Origin of the sequence: Streptomyces sp. NPDC089919, assembly GCF_040684615.1 — a bacterium.
Classification (GTDB): Bacteria; Actinomycetota; Actinomycetes; order Streptomycetales; family Streptomycetaceae; genus Streptomyces.
On record NZ_JBFBGK010000139.1, the window covers coordinates 1 to 18,044 of the forward strand.

Below are 18,044 nucleotides of genomic sequence, written 5' to 3' on the forward strand. Positions count from 1 at the left end.
CGGGCGCGTCCGGTGCGGACGTACCGCACGCGGCCACGATGCTGGCCGGTCCCGGAGTGGTGCCGCCGCCCGGTCCGCCCGCGCCGCCCGGCGCCCCGGGTGTGCCGGGCGCGTCCGGTGCGGACGTACCGCACGCGGCCACGATGCTGGCCGGTCCCGGTGCGGTGCCGCCGCCCGGTCCGCCCGCGCCGCCCGGCGCCCCGGGTGCGCCCGGGGCCGACGTCCCGTACGCGGCGACGATGCTGGCCGGGCCGGGGACGGTCCCGCCGCCCGCGGCCCCCGGTGCGCCCGGCGCGCCCGGCGGTGACGTGGCGCACGCCGCGACCGTGCTGGCCGGTCCGGGCTCGGTGCCCCCGCCGGGTCCGCCCGGTGCCCCGGGCGCTCCCGGGTCGGATGTCCCGCACGCCGCGACGGTGCTGGCCGGTCCCGGCTCGGTGCCGCCGCCCGGTCCGCCGGCCGGCGGACCGGTGCCCCACCCGGCGCCGCAGCCCGCGCCCGGCGTGCCGGTGGTCGGCCCCGGCTACCAGGCCGTGCTCCGCTACCGTGCGCCGGACGGCTCCGAGCAGCAGATCATCCGCCGCTCGGCGCCCGGCACCCCGCACCCGGAGTGGCAGATCCTGCACGAACTGCGGGCGATGAACGTCCCCGCGCAGCAGGTCCTCGAGCTCCACACCGAGCTGGAGTCCTGTGAGCTGCCCGGCGGCTACTGCGCCCGGATGATCCGGGAGACCTGGCCCCAGGTCCGGATCACCTCCGTCGCGCCGTACGGCACCGACCACGCGGGCCGCCGGCAGGGCATGCGGCACCTGCTCACCCACCAGGGCGAGCTGCACCAGGTCGCGGACGGCCCGGCCCGGCCGGCGCCGCAGCGCGTGCCGCTGCCCGGCGGCATCCAGACCCTGCCCGCGATCCCGATGGAGGCGATCGGGCAGGAGCTGGCCGGTGCCTTCGGCCCGCAGGGCGTCTTCCACTTCGACCAGCGGGCGGTGTCCCGCCAGGGCGTGCCCGAGATCGTGGCGCAGACGCTGGTGGTGGCCGGTCTGCCGGTGGACGTCGGCCCGTTCTTCTGGGCCCAGGCGGTGCCCGGGCAGCCGGTGCCGACGCTGGCCGAGCTGGCGGGGCAGCGGGGCGTGCAGCCGGCCCCGGACGCGGCCTCGTACCTGGTGGTGGGCAGCGACTTCGGCAAGGCGCTGTGCGTCCAGTACGGGACCGCGAACATCGTGGCCGTGCCGGTGGAGGCCGGTCCGGGCGGCGGCCCGGTGCCGCCGCAGTTCGTGAACTCGAGCCTGCCGCAGTTCGTCCGCTCGCTGGCGATGCTGGGGCACATGTGGCGGCTGCGGCTGCACCTGACGCCCGAGCAGGCGGGCCGCTGGACGGTCGACTTCCAGGCCCAGCTGGCCGCGCTGGACGGGGCCGCGCTGGCCTCGCCGGAGAGCTGGTGGTCGGTGCTGCTCGAGCAGATGTGGGACGGCCTGATCTGATCCGGGACCGGGCCCGCGGGTCCGGTTCCCGGCGGCCGGTTCGGCCGGTCGGGTGAGGGTGCGAGGTGAACGGCCGGGGCGGGGTCCAGGGGACCCCGCCCCGGCCGCTTCCGTTTCCGCGCCGGTGGGGGCTCCTCGGCACGGCGAGTTCCGGCTTCCGGCCGCAAATGCCGCATCCTTGACCGGAAGGGTGGGCGGAGTGTCGCGTTATGAGCGGATCTCCGCGACTCCACCCCGCCGGATCTCCGGATCCACGACGACGGGCCGAGAGGGGCTTCCAGGATGAGCGCAGCCGTGCCGCAGCAGGGGTTCGCGACCGTACGCGGGCGCGGCTACCGCACCGAGCAGGTCGACCGGTACCTCGCCCGGCTGGGCGCGGGCCGCGACGAGGCCTGGGAGCGCGCCGCCCGGCTGACGGTCCTGGCCCGGCAGCTGGAGGCCGACGCGGAGCGGCTGCGCGAGGTGGTGGCGCAGCTGGCCCCGCAGACCTACGACGACCTCAGCGAGCGGGCCCGGCGGATCCTGGCCCTCGTCGAGGAGGAGGCGCAGGAGGTCCGGGCCGCGGCCCGCGGGGACGTGGCGGACCTCCAGGCGGCGGCCTTCGGGCACGCGGAGCGGGTGGCCGAGCTGGCGCGGCAGGACGCGGTGGCGGTGCGCGAGCAGACGGACGTACGCGCCCGGCAGGGGCTGCTGCGGGCCCAGGGCGAGGCCGACGAGATCAGGGCGGGCGCGCGCACCGACGCGCAGGAGTGGCGGGCGGAGGCCGGCGCGGCGCTGGCGGAGACCCGGCGGCGGGCGGACGCGGCCCTGGCCGAGCAGGAGGCCGAGCACGTGGAGCGCCGGGAGGCGGCCGAGCGGCAGCTGTCGGAGCGGAGCGCCGAACTGGACGCCCGCCACGCCGAGCTGGAGGAGTACGCCCAGGCCCGGCTGGCGGAGGCGAAGCGCTCCTACGCGGCGGCGGAGGAGGCGGCCCGGCACGGCCAGGAGGACGCGGAGGCCCGCGGCGCCGAACTGATCGCCGGGGCGCGGGTGGTGGAGGAGCGGACGGGGCGCGAGACGGAGCGGATCCTGCGGGAGCACGAGGAGGCCCAGGAGGAGATGCGCGCCCACATGACCCACATCCGCAACAGCCTCGCCGCCCTCACCGGCCGGGCCCCGGCCGAGGGCTGACCCGCGCCCGGACCCTCAGGCGCCGGCGGGAGCCGCCGGCGGGAGGGCCGGTGGGGCCGGGTGGTAGGGGAAGGGGTCGCTGCGCAGCCCGGTCGGGGTGGTGACCACGACGGTGGTGGGGGCCTCCAGCCGCGGGGCCGGGAGCCGGAGCCGGCCCTTCTCTAGGGTGGCCTCGCGGGGCGGGTCCTCGCCCACCGACACCGCGGCGTGCTCCGGGAAGCCGCCGCCCTCGATGACCATCGCCGCGTCCTGCACCGTGACGCCCGTGACCACCGGATTCGGCCGCGGCGTGGCCTTGTTGGCCAGGTACGCCCCGGCCGGCGCGGCCGTCAGCAGCCAGACCTCGGACGGCAGCTTCGGCAGCCCCGGCGCGACGTCCATGGCGAAGAGCACCACCACGTACAGCATCGCCACCGCGTTGAAGAGGACGTACTGGAGGTCCATCAGGTCGGTGCGGCCCGAGTCGCTGCTGATCGCCTCCCGGAAGCGGGCCGCGGCCCGGCTCGGCGCCTTGGTCATGCTGCCCGTCTTCAGCCGCCCCCCGACCACGGCCTTGGCGCCGACCACGGCCACGAACGGCCCGCCGAGCAGTTCCAGGTACGTCGGGCTGAGCGCGGACAGCGGGCCGGGGCCGTGCGCCGGGGTGAAGTAGTCCAGGCCCTTGCCGGTGGCGACCGCGTACCCGAGCAGCACCAGCAGCATCCACACCAGGATGACCGTCCAGGCGAAGGCCAGCGTCAGGGAGGTGGAGATCCGGCCGTCCTTGCCGGTGACCACCCCCGGCCGCCGCCACACCGTCAACGCCGTCCCGAGCAGGGCCAGTCCGCCCAGCAGAGTGATGACCAGCTTCACCGCTGTCCCCCGTAGATTCCCCGCCCGCGCCCCCGCCGGCCCCGGCTGCCATGGTCCCCCCGGGGCGGGTACCGGCGCAACGCACCCCGGCGCCGGACGGCGGGCGCACCGCCTCGCCGCGGCTCAGGAGTCGCGGTGCTCCGGGAGGACCGGGAAGCGGCGCGGGGCGATCAGGAGGAGGGCCAGCAGGGCCAGGACGGCGGCGCCCGCCGCGCCGAGGTGGACGTACTCCACGGCGGTGGCCACCGCCTCGCGCAGGTACGCGGCCGCGCCGGGGGAGAGGTCGGCGGGGGCGTCCAGGGCCCGGGCCACGCCGTCGAGGTGCGCCGGCAGGCCCCCGACCGGGGCGTCGGCGAGCCGGGCGGCGATGGTGGCGTTGGCGACGGCGCCGAAGAGGGCCGCCCCCACGCTCTGCCCGACCTGCCGGCAGAAGAGCACCGAGGCGGTGGTGGTGCCGCGTTCGGACCACTCGACGGTGGACTGCACGCCCACCACCAGCGGCAGTTGGAAGAGCCCGAGCGCCCCGCCCAGCAGCAGCATGATCAGGGCCGGCTGCCAGGGCTGCGCGGGCTGCGGCAGGAAGAGGAAGGAGGAGAGGATCAGGGCGGCCAGCCCGACCCCGAGCGCGGCGGTGTTGCGGAAGCCGATCCGGCGGTACACGTGCTGGCTGAGCGCGGCGCTGACCGGCCAGCTCAGGGTCATCACGGACATCACCAGCCCGGCCGCGATCGGCCCCAGCCCCAGGGCGGACTGGGCGTACGTGGGCATGAAGACCATCGGCGCGACCATCAGGAGGCCGAGGGCGCCCATCGCGAGGTTCACCGCGGCGATGGTGCGGCGCCGCCACACCCAGCCGGGCAGGATCGGTTCGGCGGCCCGGCGTTCCACCACGACCACCACCCCGGCCAGCAGGGCGCTGCCGCCGAGCAGGGCCAGCGAGGGCGCGGAGAGCCAGGGCCAGGCCACCCCGCCCTGGACGAGGGCGGTCAACAGCAGCCCCCCGCAGGCGAAGACGCCCAGCGCACCGGCCCAGTCGATGCGCGGCCGGCCGTCGGCGGCCCGGGGGCCGGCCGGTTCGGTGAGCCGGCGGAGCACCAGCCAGATGGCGAGCGCGCCGATCGGGGCGTTGATGAGGAAGATCCAGCGCCAGTCGGCGTAGGCGGCGAGCAGCCCGCCGACCGCGGGGCCGGCGACGGCCGAGACGGCCCAGACGGTGGAGAGCCGGGCCTGGATCCTGGGGCGTTCCTTCAGCGGGTACAGGTCGCCGGCCAGGGTCTGGACGGTGCCCTGGATGGCGCCGCCGCCCAGCCCCTGGACGACCCGGAAGGCGATCAGGGCGGCCATGTTCCAGGCGCTCGCGCACAGCAGGGAGCCGAGCAGGAAGAGGCTCATCCCGAAGAGGAGCACCGGCTTGCGGCCGAAGGTGTCGGAGAGCTTGCCGTAGACGGGCAGGGTGACGGTGACCGCGAGCAGGTAGCCGGAGAAGAGCCAGGAGAAGACGGCGAAGCCGCCGAGGTCGCCCACGATCTGGGGGACGGCGGTGGCCACGATCGTGCCGTCCAGGGCGACCAGCGCCATCCCGAGCATGAGGGGCGCGGCCACCCCCCGCCGCCGGTCCGGCCCGCCGGTCTCGCCGGGGGCGGCTCCGAGGCTCCCCCTCGGAGCGCCGGTCGCCCCCGCCGGGCCGCCCGTACCGCCCGCCGTCCCGCCGCCCGCTATGTCGCCGCCCGTGCTCTCCCCAGCGTCCACCAAGATCCTTTCACTGTGCATCTATCTCCGCCGAACACCATCTCATCGCCCCCCGCCCCCGTGGAATCCCCGAGCCGCCTCCGCCGTCGGGCGGATATCCCCTAGGGGTTGCTCCGTAGTGCGGGGCAGGGACAGTTCGTCCTCGCGGAGGAGGGAAGCAGGGATTCCGAGTCTTTAACTGGTTCATACGAGGGAGCGCGCCACCAGGGGGGTGGGGCTAACCCCCGGACGGATACGCCACCGGGCACCAGCGCGGCGGGCACGTCCGCGCAACAGACTCGTACAGCCGGCTCGACGGTCGGCGGAACCGACGGAGGAGAGAACCGTGACATCGGCTGTGACCATTCCCAAGCACGGGGGTACGGGTGGGCGGACGGCCGTGGCGGCTCGGGCTCGTCAGGTCGTCAAGGCGTACGGCTCCGGCGAGACCCGCGTGGTCGCCCTGGACCACGTCGACGTCGACATCGCCCGGGGCCAGTTCACCGCGATCATGGGCCCCTCGGGCTCCGGCAAGTCCACGCTGATGCACTGCCTCGCCGGTCTGGACACCGTGACCAGCGGTCAGATCCACCTGGACGAGACCGAGATCACCGGCCTGAAGGACAAGAAGCTCACCCAGCTCCGCCGGGACCGCATCGGCTTCATCTTCCAGGCGTTCAACCTGCTCCCCACGCTCAACGCCCTCGAGAACATCACGCTCCCGATGGACATCGCGGGCCGCAAGCCCGACGCGGAGTGGCTGAACCGCGTGGTGGAGACCGTCGGCCTGGCCGGCCGCCTCAAGCACCGGCCCACCCAGCTCTCCGGCGGCCAGCAGCAGCGCGTGGCCGTGGCCCGGGCGCTCGCCGCCCGGCCCGAGATCATCTTCGGTGACGAGCCCACCGGAAACCTCGACTCCCGCGCCGGCTCCGAGGTCCTCGGCTTCCTGCGCCGCTCGGTCGACGAGCTCGGCCAGACCATCGTCATGGTCACCCACGACCCGGTGGCCGCCTCCTACGCGGACCGGGTGCTCTACCTGGCCGACGGCCGGATCGTGGACGAGATGTACGCGCCCACCGCCGACCAGGTCCTCGACCGCATGAAGGACTTCGACGCGCGCGGGCGGACGTCATGACCGTCATGAAGACCTCGCTGCGCAACTTCCTCGCGCACAAGGGCCGGATGGCGCTCTCCGCCGTCGCGGTGCTGCTCTCCGTCGGCTTCGTCTGCGGCACGCTGGTGTTCACCGACACCATGAACACCACCTTCGACAAGCTCTTCGCCACCACCGCCGCCGACGTGACGGTCAGCCCCAAGGACCTCGACACCAGCAAGGCGCCCACCACCGGCCGCCCGGAGACCATCCCGGCCGCCGCGGTCGCCAAGGCGGCGACCGCGCCCGGCGTCGAGTCCGCCCGGGGCACGGTCATCTCGACCTCCATCACGGTCGTCGACGCGAAGAACAAGAACATGGGCCCGTCCTCCGGCGCCCCCACCATCGCGGCGGCCTGGAGCGACCGCGAGCTCAAGTCGGTGGACATCAGCTCCGGCCACGCCCCGCGCGGCCCCACCGACGCGGTGATCGACTCCGACACCGCCGACAAGCACCACCTCGGGCTGGGCGACCAGCTGCGGGTGATCGCCATCGACGGCGACTTCAAGGTCACCATCGCCGGCATCGCGACCTACAAGGTCACCAACCCGGGTGCGCTGGTGGTCTACCTCGACCCGGCCACCGCCCAGCAGCGGCTGCTCGGCGGCCCGGACCTCTTCACCAACATCGACGTCACCGCCAAGGCCGGCGTCTCCGACGACCAGCTGAAGAAGGACGTCGCCGGCGTGCTCGGCGCCGGCACCTACAAGCTCCAGACCGCCGCCGAGGCGGCCGACGAGGGCCGCGAACAGGTCGGCTCCTTCCTCGACATCATGAAGTACGTGATGCTCGGCTTCGCCGGCATCGCCTTCCTGGTCGGCATCTTCCTGATCTTCAACACCTTCTCGATGCTGGTCGCCCAGCGGACCCGCGAGATCGGCCTGATGCGCGCCATCGGCGCCGGCCGCGAGCAGGTCAACCGCTCCGTCCTGGTCGAGGCGCTGCTGCTCGGCGTGGTCGGCTCGGTGCTCGGCGTCGGCACCGGAGTCGGCCTGGCCGTCGGGCTGATGAAGCTCATGGGCCAGATGGGCATGCACCTGTCCACCGACGACCTGACGGTCCGCTGGACCACCCCGGTCACCGGCATGGTCCTGGGCGTGGTGGTCACCGTGGTCGCCGCCTACCTGCCCGCCCGCCGGGCCGGCAAGGTCTCCCCGATGGCCGCCCTGCGCGACGCCGGCACCCCCGGCGACCGCAAGGCCGGCTGGATCCGCGGCATCGTCGGTGCCCTGCTCACCGGCTCCGGCATCGCCGCGCTGGTCGTCTGCGCCGGCGCCGACAAGGCCGCCGAGGGCTCGCTCTTCCTGGGCGCCGGCGTGGTGCTCAGCCTCATCGGCTTCATCGTGATCGGCCCGCTGCTGGCCGGCGGCGTGGTGCGGCTGCTCTCCGGCGTCGTCCTGCGGCCCTTCGGCAGCGTGGGCCGGCTCGCCGAGCGCAACGCCCTGCGCAACCCGCGCCGCACCGGCGCCACCGCCGCCGCCCTGATGATCGGACTGGCCCTGGTGGCCTGCCTGTCGGTGGTCGGCTCCTCGATGGTGGCCTCCGCCACCGACGAGCTGGACCGCTCGGTGGGCGCGGACTTCATCATCCAGCCCACCAGCGAGCAGCCGGTGCTCCCGCAGGCCGAGCAGGCCCTCCGCAAGGTCCCGGGCCTGGCGCACGTCACCGACTACCGGCTGGTGGACGCCAGGATCACCGCCCCCGACGGCAGCACGGCCAAGGAGACGCTCAACGTCACCGACCCGAGCTACGCCGAGGACGTCAAGCGCACCATGGTCGCCGGCACCCACGCCGCCGCCTACGGCACGAACGCCATGTCCGTCGGCTCCGACTACGCCGCCAAGCACAAGGTCAAGCTGGGCGACACCCTCAAGGTCGCCTTCGTCGACGGCCGCACCGCGCAGCTGAAGGTCGCCGCGATCACCTCCGACGACACCAGCATCGACAAGGACGCGAAGTACGTCGCCACGGCCACCGCCCAGCGGTACCTGCCGGCGGACAAGACCCCGCGGCCCTTCATGCTCCTCGCCAAGGCGCAGGACGGGCAGGGCGAGAGCGCGTACGACGGCATCAAGAGCGCCCTGGACGCCTATCCGCAGTACAAGGCGCTCAACCAGACCGACTACAAGAAGGACCTCAAGGACCAGGTCGGGCAGCTGCTCAACATGGTCTACGGCCTGCTGGCCCTCGCGATCATCGTCGCGGTGCTGGGCGTGGTGAACACCCTGGCCCTCTCGGTGGTCGAGCGGACCCGCGAGATCGGCCTGATGCGCGCCATCGGCCTGTCCCGCCGCCAGCTGCGCCGGATGATCCGCCTGGAGTCGGTGGTCATCGCCCTCTTCGGCGCCCTGCTGGGCCTCGGGCTGGGCATGGGCTGGGGCGCCTCCGCGCAGCAGCTCCTGGCGCTCGAGGGCATGAAGGTCCTGGAGATCCCGTGGCCGACGATCATCACGGTCTTCGTGGGCTCGGCCTTCGTCGGCCTCTTCGCCGCCCTGGTCCCGGCCTTCCGGGCGGGCCGGATGAACGTCCTCAACGCCATCGCCACCGACTGACCGAGGGACCGACTGACCGACCGGCCGCACCGGCCGGTCCCGTGAACCACATCCGACGGGGGACCCCGGCCCGGACGCGCCGCACCAGGCGCGCCCGGGCCGGGCCGCGTTCCGGCCCCGCCGCCCCGGTCAGCCCGTGTGCTTCAGCAGGACGTACCCGCCGGCCCGGCCCACCAGCGTGAACCGCGCGCCCGGATGCAGCTTGGCGGCGTACTCGACCGGGGCCTCCACCCAGCCCGACTCGTTGTTCAGCGCGATCCAGTCCGGCACGATCCCCTTGGTGTCGCCCACCCAGAAGACCCGGTGGTGCGTCACCAGCCGGGCGATCGGGCCGACGTCCGCCTCCACGCTCGCCCCGGCCGGGATCCGCGCCAGCAGCTCCTCGGCCGCCGCGACCTTCTCGCTGCGGCGGTACGTCTGCGGCTCCGTCAGCGCCGCCAGCGGCAGGTAGGCGGTCAGCGCGAGGGCCGCGGCGGCCGTCGCGGCCGGCAACTGGAGCGCGTACGAGCGCAGCCACGGCCGGGGGCTGCGCCGGGAGAGGTCGATCGCCTCGGCCAGCGCCAGCGCCAGCACCGGCATCAGGACCGCGTTGTAGTGCCAGTCGGTGGACCAGTAGTGGTCCTCGGAGGACAGGAACCGCCAGCCCATCGTCGGCAGCGCGGCCAGCAGCAGCGGGGAGCGCAGCGCCAGCGCCCCGGTGGTGGGCAGCAGCAGCCACAGCAGGGTGCGGATCTTGGTGTCCAGCCCGTCGAAGGGACCGCCCTGGCTCAGCTTGTCCCAGTAGCCGTAGTCCCCGCCGCTGTTGAAGGCCGGGATCACCACCGTGAAGGCCAGCACCGCGACCGCCGCCCCGGCCGCCGCGGCCGCCAGCGCCCAGCCCGCGGCCCGCGGCGACCGGTGGCGCGCCCGGTACGCCACCAGCAGTGCCAGCGCGGCGGCGGTGAAGCCCAGGTCCTCCTTGACCAGGCACAGCGGCAGCGCCCACAGCAGGGCCGCCCGCCAGCGCCGGGCCAGTACCGCCTCCAGCGAGAAGGCGATCAGCGGCACCGCGAAGCAGATCTCGTGGAAGTCGAAGTCCACCGCCCGCTGCACGCCCCAGGACAGCGCGAAGGCCACGCCGATCCCCAGGCCCCGGCTGCGGCCCAGCAGCGCGCTCGCCGCCCGGGTCACCGGCACCACCGCGAGCGCGAACAGCAGCGCCTGCGCCACCAGCAGCGTCACCGGGCTCGGGAAGACCCGGTAGAAGGGCGCGAGCAGGGCGGTGATCGGGCTGAAGTGGTCGCCGAGGATGTGCGCCCCGGGCCCCTTCAGGTCCGCGACCGGCGCCTGGAGGTGCGCGTAGCCCTTGATCGCCTGCTCGAAGATCCCGAGGTCCCAGGACAGGGTCTCCATCCGCCGGTAGCGCAGCACCGACAGCAGGGCGTACGCGACGAAGGCCAGCCCGGCCAGCACGTACGGGCCCCGGTCCCGGCCGGGGACGGCCGGGCCGCCCAGCGGGGACCGGGGCCGGGGTATGCGGAAGCCGGGCGCGGCCCAGCCGGGCGCGGCCGGCGCGGAGGTGCGCGGCGGGGTGCTCATGATCGCGGGGGTCCTGTGGTCGGCGGGCCGGGGCGGTGCTCTTCCGGCCGGGAGGACGGAGGAGCGGGCCTTCCGGTTGCACCCGGAGCAGCGCTCCCCCGGAGCGCGCCCGCCGCCGCCCGCCACCTTACGTGCCCGCCGGGGCGCCCGGTGCGCTCCTTCAGGGCGCCCCCGTGCGCCCGGCCGGGCCCGGGTGCGCGGCGGGCCGGAATCCCCCGCGCGGGGGAGGGGGGCCCGACGTAGGCTGGGAGGCGCCGGCCCCGCCGGACACCACCCGGCCCGTGTCACGTGCCGGGTCATTCGCGTTGCGCCTTTTTGCACGGACACCCACGCCACACCCGGACGGAAAGCCTCCTTCATGAGCCTGCACGGTCTGCTCGACGCCGTCATCCAGGACCCCGCCCTCGGCGAGGCGGTCAGCGCCGCCGCCGACGGCCGCCGGATGCATGTGGACCTGGTCGGGCCGCCCGCCGCGCGGCCCTTCGCCGTCGCCGCGCTGGCCCGGCGCACCGAGCGGACGGTGCTGGCCGTGACCGCCACCGGCCGGGAGGCCGAGGACCTGGCGCAGGCGCTGCGCTCCCTGCTGCCGCCGGACACGGTGGTGGACTACCCGTCCTGGGAGACCCTGCCGCACGAGCGGCTGAGCCCCCGCAGTGACACCGTCGGCCGCCGCCTCGCGGTGCTCCGCCGGCTCGCCCACCCCAGCAAGGACGACCCGGCCGCCGGCCCCGTCTCGGTGGTCGTCGCCCCCATCCGCTCGGTGCTCCAGCCGCAGGTCAAGGGGCTGGGCGACCTGGTGCCGGTGGCGCTGCGGCAGGGCGGCAGCGCCGACCTCGGCAAGGTGACCGAGGCCCTGGCCGCCGCCGCGTACGCCCGGGTCGAGCTGGTCGAGAAGCGCGGCGAGTTCGCCGTCCGCGGCGGCATCCTCGACGTCTTCCCGCCCACCGAGGAGCACCCGCTCCGGATCGAGTTCTGGGGCGACGACGTCGAGGAGATCCGGTACTTCAAGGTCGCCGACCAGCGTTCGCTGGAGGTGGCCGAGCACGGCCTGTGGGCCCCGCCCTGCCGTGAGCTGCTGCTTACCGACGAGGTCCGGGAGCGGGCCGCCGTGCTGGCCGAGGCCCACCCCGAGCTCGGCGAACTGCTCGGCAAGATCGCCGAGGGGATCGCCGTCGAAGGCATGGAATCCCTCGCCCCGGTGCTCGTGGACGACATGGAGCTGCTGCTCGACGTGCTCCCCGCGGGGTCGATGACGCTGGTCTGCGACCCCGAGCGGGTGCGCACCCGCGCCACCGACCTGGTGGCCACCAGCCAGGAGTTCCTCGCCGCGTCCTGGGCGGCGACGGCCGGCGGCGGCGAGGCCCCCATCGACGTGGGCGCGGCCTCCCTGTGGGGCATCGCGGACGTCCGCGACCGGGCCCGCGAGCTGGGCATGATGTGGTGGTCCGTGTCGCCCTTCGCGGCCGACGAGGAGCTGGGCTCCGACACCCTCAAGCTCGGCATGCACGCCCCGGAGAGCTACCGGGGCGACACCGCCCGGGCGCTGGCCGACACCAAGGGCTGGCTGGCCGACGGCTGGCGCACCGTCTACATCACCGAGGGCCACGGCCCGGCCTCCCGGACCGTTGAGGTGCTGGGCGGCGAGGGCATCGCGGCCCGCCTGGAGGCGGACCTGGCGGCCGTGGAACCGTCCGTGGTGCACGTCTCCTGCGGTTCCCTCGACAGCGGCTTCGTCGACCCGGGCCTCAAGCTCGCGGTGCTGACCGAGACGGACCTGACCGGGCAGCGCACCGCCACCAAGGACCTGGGCCGGATGCCGGCCCGGCGCCGCAAGACCATCGACCCGCTGACCCTCCAGGCGGGCGACTACATCGTCCACGAACAGCACGGCGTCGGCCGCTACATCGAGATGGTGCAGCGCACCGTCCAGGGCGCCACCCGCGAGTACCTGCTCGTCGAGTACGCGCCCGCCAAGCGCGGCCAGCCCGGGGACCGCCTCTACATCCCCACCGACCAGCTCGAGCAGGTCACCAAGTACGTCGGCGGCGAGGCGCCCACCCTGCACCGGCTCGGCGGCGCCGACTGGACCAAGACCAAGCAGAAGGCCAAGAAGGCGGTCAAGGAGATCGCCGCCGACCTCATCAAGCTGTACAGCGCCCGGATGGCGGCCCCCGGCCACGTCTTCGGGCCGGACACCCCCTGGCAGCGGGAGCTGGAGGACGCCTTCCCGTACGCCGAGACCCCCGACCAGCTGACCACCATCGCCGAGGTCAAGGAGGACATGGAGAAGTCGGTCCCGATGGACCGCCTGATCTGCGGCGACGTCGGCTACGGCAAGACCGAGATCGCGGTCCGGGCGGCCTTCAAGGCCGTCCAGGACGGCAAGCAGGTCGCCGTCCTGGTCCCGACGACCCTGCTGGTGCAGCAGCACTTCGGCACCTTCTCCGAGCGCTACAGCCAGTTCCCGGTCAACGTGAAGGCGCTCTCCCGCTTCCAGACCGACACCGAGGCCAAGGCCACCCTGGAGGGCCTGAAGGAGGGCTCGGTGGACGTGGTCATCGGCACCCACCGCCTCTTCTCCTCCGAGACCAAGTTCAAGGACCTGGGCCTGGTCATCGTCGACGAGGAGCAGCGCTTCGGCGTCGAGCACAAGGAGCAGCTGAAGAAGCTGCGCGCCAACGTGGACGTGCTGACCATGTCCGCCACCCCGATCCCGCGCACCCTGGAGATGGCGGTCACCGGCATCCGCGAGATGTCGACCATCACCACCCCGCCGGAGGAGCGCCACCCGGTGCTGACCTTCGTCGGGCCGTACGAGCAGAAGCAGATCGGCGCCGCCATCCGCCGCGAACTCCTGCGCGAGGGCCAGGTCTTCTACATCCACAACCGCGTCGAGTCCATCGACCGGGCGGCGGCCAGGCTGCGCGAGATCGTGCCGGAGGCGCGGATCGCCACCGCCCACGGCCAGATGGGCGAGAGCCAGCTGGAGCAGGTGGTCGTCGACTTCTGGGAGAAGAAGTTCGACGTGCTGGTCTCCACCACGATCGTGGAGTCGGGCATCGACATCTCCAACGCCAACACCCTCATCGTCGAGCGCGGCGACAACTTCGGCCTCTCCCAGCTGCACCAGCTGCGCGGCCGGGTCGGCCGCGGCCGCGAGCGCGGCTACGCCTACTTCCTGTACCCGCCGGAGAAGCCCCTCACCGAGACCGCGCACGAGCGCCTGGCCACCATCGCCCAGCACACCGAGATGGGCGCTGGCATGTACGTGGCCATGAAGGACCTGGAGATCCGCGGCGCGGGCAACCTGCTCGGCGGCGAGCAGTCCGGCCACATCGCCGGCGTCGGCTTCGACCTGTACGTCCGGATGGTCGGCGAGGCGGTGGCGGACTACCGGGCCTCCCTGGAGGGCGGGCCGGAGGAGGAGCCGCCGCTGGAGGTCAAGATCGAGCTGCCGGTGGACGCGCACGTCCCGCACGACTACGCCCCCGGCGAGCGGCTGCGCCTGCAGGCCTACCGGGCGATCGCCGCGGCCTCCTCCGAGGACGACGTGCGGGCGGTCCGCGAGGAGCTGACCGACCGGTACGGCAAGCTGCCGGAGCCGGTGGAGAACCTCCTGCTGGTGGCCGGGCTGCGGATGCTGGCGCGGGCCTGCGGGGTCGGCGACATCACCCTCCAGGGCACCAACATCCGCTTCGGGCCGGTGGAGTTGCGCGAGTCCCAGGAGCTGCGCCTGAAGCGGCTCTACCCCGGCTCCCTCCTCAAGCCGGCCACCTCCCAGGTCCTCGTGCCCCGCCCGAAGACCGGCAAGATCGGCGGCAAGCCGCTGGTCGGCCGCGAACTCCTGGCTTGGACGGGTGAGTTCCTGACCCAGATCCTGGGCTCGTAGCGGCCGGCACCACTGGAGCGGGAAACGCGACCGCCCGTGGACCTCAGTGGTCCACGGGCGGTCGGGGCTCGAAAGCGGCCGTCACTTGTTGGGGTCGTCGTCGATCCCCAGTCGCCTCTCGGCCTCCTGCTGGGCCTTGTCGACCTGGTCGGCGTACTTGTTGCCGGTCCTCTCGTTGACCTCCTGCTCGACAGCGTCGGACATCTGCTTGCCCTTGCCGCCCAGCATTTCCCTGGCCTTGTCGAAAATCCCCATGCGAGGGCTCCTTTCGGGTTCCCGTTTGCGACGGTACGCGGCTTTCACCCGTTTCGCTCGCTGAGGGGGTGAATTGGTCTGGACCGTGCACGGTCTAGGATCTGGGTTCCATGCGCCCCCGCCGTGTTCTCCCCGTGCTCCTGCTCGCCCCCGTGCTGGCCCTGACGGGCTGTACGCCGAGCGGCGCCGCCGCCGCGCGCCCGGGCGGCGCGGCCGGGCCGGCCACCCCGGCCGGCGGCGAGGCGTACCGGGCGGTGGACGCGCTGGCCGTCAAGGGCCGGGCCCCGAAGACGGGGTACGCCCGCGAGGAGTTCGGCTCGCCCTGGCTGGACACCGACCGCAACGGCTGCGACACCCGCGACGACATCCTCCGGCGCGACCTCGCCAACGCCCTGGTCAAGGGCGACGACTGCAAGGTCATCTCGGGCGTGCTCCAGAAGGACCCCTACACCGGCGCCCGCCTCGCCTACGAGCGCGGCCAGTCGGTCATGGACGTCGACCACGTGGTGGCCCTCTCCGACGCCTGGCAGAAGGGCGCCCGCAGGTGGGACGAGGGCAAGCGGATCGCCTTCGCCAACGACCCGCTCAACCTGGTCGCCGTCGACGCCGCCGCCAACCGCCGCAAGGGCGACGGGGACGCCGCGAGCTGGCTGCCGCACAACCGCGAGTACCGCTGCCCGTACGTGGCCGCCCAGGTGGCCGTCAAGAAGAAGTACGGCCTGTGGGTGACGGCCGCGGAGCGGGACGCGATGCGCCGCATCCTCTCCGGCTGCCCCGACCAGACGCTGCCGGCCGGCGGCAACCCGACCCGCCCGCCGGCCCGCTTCCGGTAGCCCGCCGGGCACCGGGGCACCCACCCGGGCCGCCCGGCCGAGCCGGCCGCCGGCCCGTCCGGAACCGGTCCGGAACCCCGTGCCCGCGGCCCCGCCCGACGGCTTCCGCACAACGGTTGGGACAAGCCCGGCCGGACCGCCCGGCCCGGTGTATACCCTCTGACCTGTCCCAGATTCCGCGCACCTCCGCGCCGCCCGCCCCGCCCAGGCCAGTCAGGAGCAGCAATGCACGGCCCCGGTTTCCCGCAGCAGCCGCCGCAACGGCCCGTCAACCGCCCCAGTGACGGGACGCTGGCCGCCCTGCGCGTGCTGTTCGTGGCCCTGCCGCTGCTCAGCTGCGGGTTCCTGGCCTGGACCGCCCCGCTGAAGGTGGCCATCACCGACAGCCGCAAGCGCAACTGGCTGGTCTTCGCGGGCTTCCTGGTCGCCACCGCCCTGGCCCTGACGCTCGTGGCCACGGACAAGACGGACGACCTCTCCAGCCCCAACGGCACCCTCGGGATGGTCATCATCCTGAGCTCGGCCATCGCCGCGGTGGGCTGGTTCCTCTACGCCGACATCGCCTACTACGCCAAGCCGGCCGTCGCGCCCTGGAACCCGCCCCCGGTGCCGTACCCGGGCCCGTACGACCAGACCCGCCCGCAGGCGCAGCCGCAGCCCGGGTACGGCTACCCCGGCCCGGACCGGACCCCCGTGCCCGGCCAGGGCCAGCCCCCGGTCCCCGGCCCGGCCCAGCCGCACCGCATCGACCAGGTCCGCGCAGAGCTGGACGAGCTCAGCGAGCTGCTGCGCCGCGAGGAGGGCCACGGGCCCGGCCACGGCCCGGAGGCCGGCCGGTGACCGGACGCGTCATCGCGGACCGGTACCAGCTCACCACCGTCCTCGGCCAGGGCGGCATGGGCCAGGTGTGGACCGGCTACGACCAGCGGCTGGACCGGCGGGTGGCGGTCAAGCTGCTGCGTCCCGACAAGGTCGCCGGGGCCTCCTCCGAGGCCGAGGAGATGCGCCGCCGGTTCGTCCGCGAGTGCCGGGTCACCGCCCAGGTCGACCACCCGGGCCTGGTCACCGTCCACGACGCGGGCAGCGACGGCGAGGACCTGTACCTGGTCATGCAGCACGTCGAGGGCGCCGACCTCGCCGACCACCTCGCCGCCCACGACCCCTACCCCTGGACCTGGGCGGTCTCGGTCGCGGCGCAGCTGTGCGCGGTGCTCTCGGCCGTGCACGCCGTGCCGATCGTCCACCGCGACCTCAAGCCCCGCAACGTCATGGTCCGGCCCGACGGCACCGTCACCGTGCTCGACCTCGGGGTGGCCGCCGTCATCGACAGCGCCGACACCACCCGCCTGACCCGGGTCGGGGTGCCCATCGGCAGCCCCGCCTACATGTCCCCCGAGCAGGCCATGGGCGGCGCGGTCGGCCCGTACACCGACCTCTACGCCCTCGGCGTGGTCCTGCACGAACTGCTGACCGGGACCATCCCCTTCGCCGGCGCCACCGCCCTCGGCGTGCTCCACGGCCACCTCTACGAACAGCCCGCGCCGGTCCGCCGGACCCGCCCCGAGGTGCCGGCCGCGCTGGAGGCGCTGGTGCTGCGGCTGCTGGCCAAGGAGCCCCAGGAGCGGCCCGGTTCCGCGCAGGAGGTCTACGAGGCCCTGGAGCCGCTGCTGCCCGCCCGCGGCGGCGCCCGGCCCAGCGGGAAGCCCCAGGACCCGACCCGGCCCTTCCTGCGGCCGCACGCCCCCTGGCCCGACCGGGCCGGTGCCCCCGCGCCGGCCGTCCCGGCCGTGCCCCCGGTCCCGGCCTCCGCGCCGGCCCGGGCCGATGTGGCCGCCGCCGTCGACGAGGTCAAGCGGCTGCTCGGGGAGGGCCGCCTGACCCAGGCCGTGGACGTGCTCGGCGCGATCCTGCCGGTCGCCGAGGCCCAGCACGGCGAGCGCTCGACCGTGGTCCGCTCGCTGCGCAAGCAGTACGCCGCCACGCTGATGGACGACGGTCAGTACCGCCGGGCGCTGCCCGAACTGCGCCGGCTGGCCGACGAGTACGCCGCCGAGTCCGGCATCGGCCAGCCCAAGTCGCTGCGGCTGCGCTACGAGGTCGCCCAGTGCCTGGAACAGCTCGGCGAACCGGCCGCCGCGCTCGCCGAGTACCGCTCGCTGCTGCCGTACTTCGAGAACCAGTACGCCAACTCCGACCGCGAGCTGCCCCTGGAGGTCCGCCGCCGGATCGGCAACCTCCTGCTGGCGCTGGGGGACCGGGCCGCGGCCCACGAGACCCTGGCCCGGCTGCTCTTCGACGCCGAGCGCCTGCACGGCCCCCACCACCCCTTCCCGACCGAGGTCCGCGGCACCCTCCAGTGGCTCGGCCAACTCCCGGCCCAGCTCCCCGTCCAGTACCCCGGCCAGACCACCAACCACATGCCCGGCCCCTTCCCGGGCGGCGGGCTGCGGTAGGCGGGCGGGGGTCGGGCGGGGGCTGGTGTGCGGGAGATCTACCTCAATCCGATCAAGCTGGGCTACTTCCTCGGCATCCGCGCCACCGCGGGCGAGGGCC

12 protein-coding genes are annotated in these 18,044 nt (G+C 74.3%); 8 read left to right on the forward strand and 4 right to left on the reverse strand.

Annotated elements, in window-relative coordinates; translation table 11 throughout:
- Both AB0O40_RS34310 and AB0O40_RS34315 read left to right on the forward strand, forming a co-directional pair.
- A partial coding sequence (locus AB0O40_RS34310) for an SUKH-4 family immunity protein (RefSeq protein ID WP_365049555.1) occupies positions 1-1,481 on the forward strand: 1,481 nt, incomplete at its 5' end.
- A gap of 282 nt (positions 1,482-1,763) precedes the next feature.
- On the forward strand, positions 1,764-2,651 hold the full coding sequence (locus AB0O40_RS34315) for a DivIVA domain-containing protein (RefSeq protein ID WP_365049557.1): 888 nt from the start codon (positions 1,764-1,766) through the stop codon (positions 2,649-2,651).
- Between the two features lie 15 nt (positions 2,652-2,666).
- Here AB0O40_RS34315 and AB0O40_RS34320 read toward each other — a convergent pair whose 3' ends face one another.
- Positions 2,667-3,503 (reverse strand): hypothetical protein, encoded by an 837-nt coding sequence (locus tag AB0O40_RS34320; protein ID WP_365049559.1) that lies wholly within the window; start codon positions 3,501-3,503, stop codon positions 2,667-2,669.
- 123 nt (positions 3,504-3,626) lie between these two features.
- Positions 3,627-5,252 (reverse strand): MDR family MFS transporter, encoded by a 1,626-nt coding sequence (locus AB0O40_RS34325; protein ID WP_365049561.1) that lies wholly within the window; start codon positions 5,250-5,252, stop codon positions 3,627-3,629.
- Between the two features lie 325 nt (positions 5,253-5,577).
- Here AB0O40_RS34325 and AB0O40_RS34330 point away from each other — a divergent pair, with 325 nt between their 5' ends.
- Entirely contained in the window at positions 5,578-6,366 is a 789-nt protein-coding gene (locus AB0O40_RS34330) for an ABC transporter ATP-binding protein (protein WP_365049563.1), read from the forward strand.
- Positions 6,363-8,936 (forward strand): FtsX-like permease family protein, encoded by a 2,574-nt coding sequence (locus tag AB0O40_RS34335; RefSeq protein WP_365049565.1) that lies wholly within the window; start codon positions 6,363-6,365, stop codon positions 8,934-8,936. Before AB0O40_RS34330 ends, AB0O40_RS34335 begins: the two co-directional genes overlap by 4 nt.
- A gap of 129 nt (positions 8,937-9,065) precedes the next feature.
- Here AB0O40_RS34335 and AB0O40_RS34340 read toward each other — a convergent pair whose 3' ends face one another.
- Positions 9,066-10,514, reverse strand: coding sequence for a DUF2079 domain-containing protein (locus AB0O40_RS34340; RefSeq protein WP_365049567.1), 1,449 nt, complete (start codon positions 10,512-10,514; stop codon positions 9,066-9,068).
- Between the two features lie 358 nt (positions 10,515-10,872).
- Between AB0O40_RS34340 and mfd the strand changes: the two genes are divergently transcribed.
- Complete coding sequence (mfd, locus tag AB0O40_RS34345) at positions 10,873-14,403, forward strand: transcription-repair coupling factor (RefSeq protein WP_365049569.1); 3,531 nt, start codon at positions 10,873-10,875, stop codon at positions 14,401-14,403.
- Positions 14,404-14,484: 81 nt separating this feature from the next.
- Here the strand turns inward: mfd and AB0O40_RS34350 are convergent, their stop codons facing one another.
- Positions 14,485-14,658, reverse strand: coding sequence for an antitoxin (locus AB0O40_RS34350; RefSeq protein WP_365049571.1), 174 nt, complete (start codon positions 14,656-14,658; stop codon positions 14,485-14,487).
- Positions 14,659-14,768: 110 nt separating this feature from the next.
- On the opposite strand from AB0O40_RS34350, the gene AB0O40_RS34355 reads away from it, so the two are divergent.
- The 3 genes from AB0O40_RS34355 (at position 14,769) to AB0O40_RS34365 (ending at position 17,944) form a co-directional block, all read left to right on the forward strand.
- Positions 14,769-15,491, forward strand: a complete 723-nt coding sequence (locus tag AB0O40_RS34355; RefSeq protein WP_365049572.1) for an HNH endonuclease family protein — start codon at positions 14,769-14,771, stop codon at positions 15,489-15,491.
- A gap of 225 nt (positions 15,492-15,716) precedes the next feature.
- A complete protein-coding gene (locus AB0O40_RS34360) occupies positions 15,717-16,331 on the forward strand; it encodes a hypothetical protein (RefSeq protein ID WP_365049573.1) in 615 nt (204 codons plus the stop codon).
- On the forward strand, positions 16,328-17,944 hold the full coding sequence (locus AB0O40_RS34365) for a serine/threonine-protein kinase (protein ID WP_365049574.1): 1,617 nt from the start codon (positions 16,328-16,330) through the stop codon (positions 17,942-17,944). The genes AB0O40_RS34360 and AB0O40_RS34365 overlap by 4 nt, the downstream gene beginning before the upstream one ends.
- Positions 17,945-18,044: the final 100 nt, after the last annotated feature.